This window comes from Streptomyces sp. SM11 (assembly GCF_002910905.1).
Lineage (GTDB): Bacteria > Actinomycetota > Actinomycetes > Streptomycetales > Streptomycetaceae > Streptomyces.
Genome location: NZ_NEUE01000186.1, coordinates 1 through 3,073, shown reverse-complemented (window position 1 = coordinate 3,073; position 3,073 = coordinate 1). Strand labels below are relative to the sequence as shown.

Annotated in this window: 1 protein-coding gene and 2 pseudogenes; 1 reads left to right on the top strand and 2 read right to left on the bottom strand. The window is 65.3% G+C overall.

Annotation, left to right across the window (positions count from 1 at the left end):
• Positions 1 to 26: 26 nt before the first annotated feature.
• Positions 27 to 1,006, bottom strand: a pseudogene (locus B9S58_RS17005) (ISAzo13 family transposase); the annotation flags it as partial.
• A 53-nt stretch (positions 1,007 to 1,059) separates the two neighbouring features.
• On the opposite strand from B9S58_RS17005, the gene B9S58_RS17000 reads away from it, so the two are divergent.
• Positions 1,060 to 2,312 (top strand): IS3 family transposase gene (locus B9S58_RS17000; protein ID WP_103532944.1). Its coding sequence is split into 2 segments (ribosomal slippage): positions 1,060 to 1,342 and positions 1,342 to 2,312, totalling 1,254 coding nucleotides; the frame shifts between segments, so codons are not numbered across the junction.
• A 28-nt stretch (positions 2,313 to 2,340) separates the two neighbouring features.
• On the opposite strand, the pseudogene B9S58_RS16995 reads toward B9S58_RS17000, so the two are convergent.
• Positions 2,341 to 3,018: pseudogene (locus B9S58_RS16995) on the bottom strand (ISAzo13 family transposase); the annotation flags it as partial.
• Positions 3,019 to 3,073: the final 55 nt, after the last annotated feature.

Below are 3,073 nucleotides of genomic sequence, written 5' to 3'. Positions count from 1 at the left end.
GGGGCCCGTATTTCAATAACTGTCAGTCACGGGTTTCCGCGGGGGTTGTTCGGGCGTGTAGCTGTTCCAATGTGCGGGCGGGCGATCCGGGTATCGGCGTGACGAGGATCCGGTGCATGTCCAGGAGCCGTTTCGCGTCCTGGTACTGGATGGACAGGTTGGTGCGGTTGACGCCCAGTAGTTGCGCCAGGAACGTCATGGTCACCGCTCTGCGGCGGCGCAGGATGGCTGCCAGGAGGCGGTGGGTGTGGTCCACGCTGCTGGTCTGTGGGTGGCGGTAGCTGCGCGGGCGGTGGAAGCGTCGCTGGAATGCTGCCTCGGCCAAGGCGTCCCAGAAAGGCTCCGAGACCGCCACCAGATGCTCGAAGGCGGTTCGTGACATGCCGGTCAGGGCCGGGTCGGTGAGCATCGCGGTCAGGGCCGGGTCGGTCCGGTGTGTCGTTGCCGGCGCGTCTGGCGCTCGCGGTGGAACGGGAGACAGCGTGTAGTTCCAGTCACCGTGGAAGGCGTTGGGTGTGATCGGAAGGGCGTGGAACTCGGCGGGTGTGACGCTGATGCCGAGGTCGTAGCTGCCTGTGTCCAGTTCGGCCCCGATGGTCAGGCCGGTCCTGGTGGTTGTGGCGGCGATGGTCTCGAGGACGACTTGGTAGCTGGTCAGGGGCCGCCCCCGCCAGTTCGCGGTGATGTGACAGAACATCCGGTGTTCTATCTTGTTCCACTTCGAAGTCCCCGGCGGTAGGTGACAGACCGTGATCTCCAGGCCGCTCTCTCGTGCGAAGGTGGCAAGGTTGCTCTTCCAGGTCCAGCGGCGGGGGTCGTTGGAGCCGCCGGAGTCGGCGGTGATCAGGAGCCGGGTGGCATTCGGGTGGTCCGCCCGTCCGCGGTGCTGCCACCAGCGTCGGATGGACTCCACCGCGAACTGGGCGGTGTCGTGGTCGGTGCCGACGTTGACCCATCCGCTGTTGTTGGCAATGTCGTAGATCCCGTAGGGGATCGCCATGGGCTGCTTGAACCGCCCCGGGTTTGGTGGAGACTCGAACACGTGTAAGGATTCGAGTCATGGCACGACCTTCCCGTTACCCGCTTGAGCTGCGCCGTCGCGCGGTGCGCATGTTCGCCGAGGTCCGAGGCGACTACCCGAACGAGACCGCGGCACTGCAGGCGGTTACGGAGAAGCTGGGCATCGGTTCCCGCGAGACGCTGCGGAACTGGGTGAAGCAGAACGAGGTCGACACCGGGCAGCGGCCCGGGACGACGACGGAGGAGTCTGCCCAGCTCAAGGCGTTGAAGAAGGAGAACGCCGAGCTGAAGCGGGCGAACGAGATCCTGAAAGCCGCGGCGAGTTTCTTCGCGGCCGAGCTCGACCGGCCACACACACGCTCGTAGCGTTCATCGACGAGTACCGGGACCGCTTCGGCGGGGTCGAGCCGATCTGCAGGACGCTCACTGAGCACGACTGCAAGATTGCCCCATCTACGTATTACGCCCACAAGAAACGCCTCGAGACGCCCTCCGCCCGCCGCGTGCGCGACACGGACCTCAAGGAGAAGATCCAGAAGGTCTACACGTCCAACTACCGAGTCTACGGAGCCCGGAAGGTCTGGCGCGAACTGAACCGGCAGGGCCATGCGGTGGCCCGCTGCACCGTCGAGCGCCTGATGCGCGAGCTCGGCATTCAGGGCGCGGTACGAGGCAAGCGGATCATCACCACGATCCCCGGCGGCCAGGTCGAGCGGGCTCCCGACCTGGTGGACCGCGACTTCGTCGCCCTCGCTCCGAACCGGTGCTGGGTGGCGGACTTCACCCATGTGAAGACCTGGTCAGCGGTCGTCTATGCCGCTTTCGTCGTGGATACCTTTTCCCGCCGGATCGTCGGCTGGTCGGCGGCCACCGTGAAGGAGACCGTCTTCGTCCTGGACGCCCTGGAGATGGCCCTCTGGCAACGCGACCGCGATCAACAGCCGGTCAAAGTTGGAGAGTTGATACATCACTCGGACGCCGGGTCGCAATACACGTCTTTCCGGCTCGCCGAACATCTGAAGACCGCCGGCATCGCCGCGTCCATCGGCTCGGTCGGCGACGCGTATGACAACGCCCTGATGGAGTCCACGATCGGCCTGTTCAAAACCGAGCTGATCAAGCCGCAACGGCCCTGGAAGACACTCGCCCAAGTTGAGCTCGCCACTGCCGAGTGGGTCGACTGGTACAACCACCGCAGACTCCACGGTGAGATAGGCCACGTCCCACCCGTCGAATACGAAACCAACTACTACACCGAACTCACGAAACCCCAGGTCACAACCACAATCTGAGATCTCTACCGAACCCGGGGCGGTTCAGCTCGTTGGTGGTGAATGTGTGGCAGTCCACCTTGATCGCGTTCTTGCCCGGTCGCCAGGTGCGACCGGGCCGGTCCCGGTTGCCGAGCCATTCCTTGGCCTTGGTGTCGACGCTGATCACCGGCTGGGTATCGTCGAGGAACGCGGCGGCCGTGGCATTGAGGTGGGTGAACTGGGCATCGCGGTCCGGATGGCTGATGCCCTCTGTTGTCTTCGCGGTTCCCTGCAGGCTGTAGCCCAGGGTGTGCAGCAGGTGTCCGACAGCTGAAGCGCTGACCGGGTGGCCCTGTGCGGTGAGGGTCGAGGCCAGGACCCGTAACGACAGCGTGGTCCACCGCAAGGGGGAGACGGGGTCGCCTCGGGTGTGCGGCTCGATCAGCGACTCCAGCGCGGGCAGCAGACCAGGGTCGGTGTCTGTCAGCCGCTTGCGGCCGGCACCTGGAGCCCGGACCCGCAAGGTCGGTGCTGAGCAACCGGCCAACTCGGCCATACCTCGCGCGATGGTTGCAGTGCTGGTGCCGGAGGCGGCGGCGACCCGGACGATCCCGCCACGGCCGAGGGCCGTCGCCTCACTGGCCAGGTACAACCGACGCCGGCGCTCATCGAAGTGCGGCAGGATCTGATCGAACTTGGCCCGCAGAGCACGAACGGCAACGCGGCCTGACAGACACGGAGTCATATCTCAGCCTCCCACCAACACTCCTCTGCCGAGCACTTATTGAAATACGGGCCCC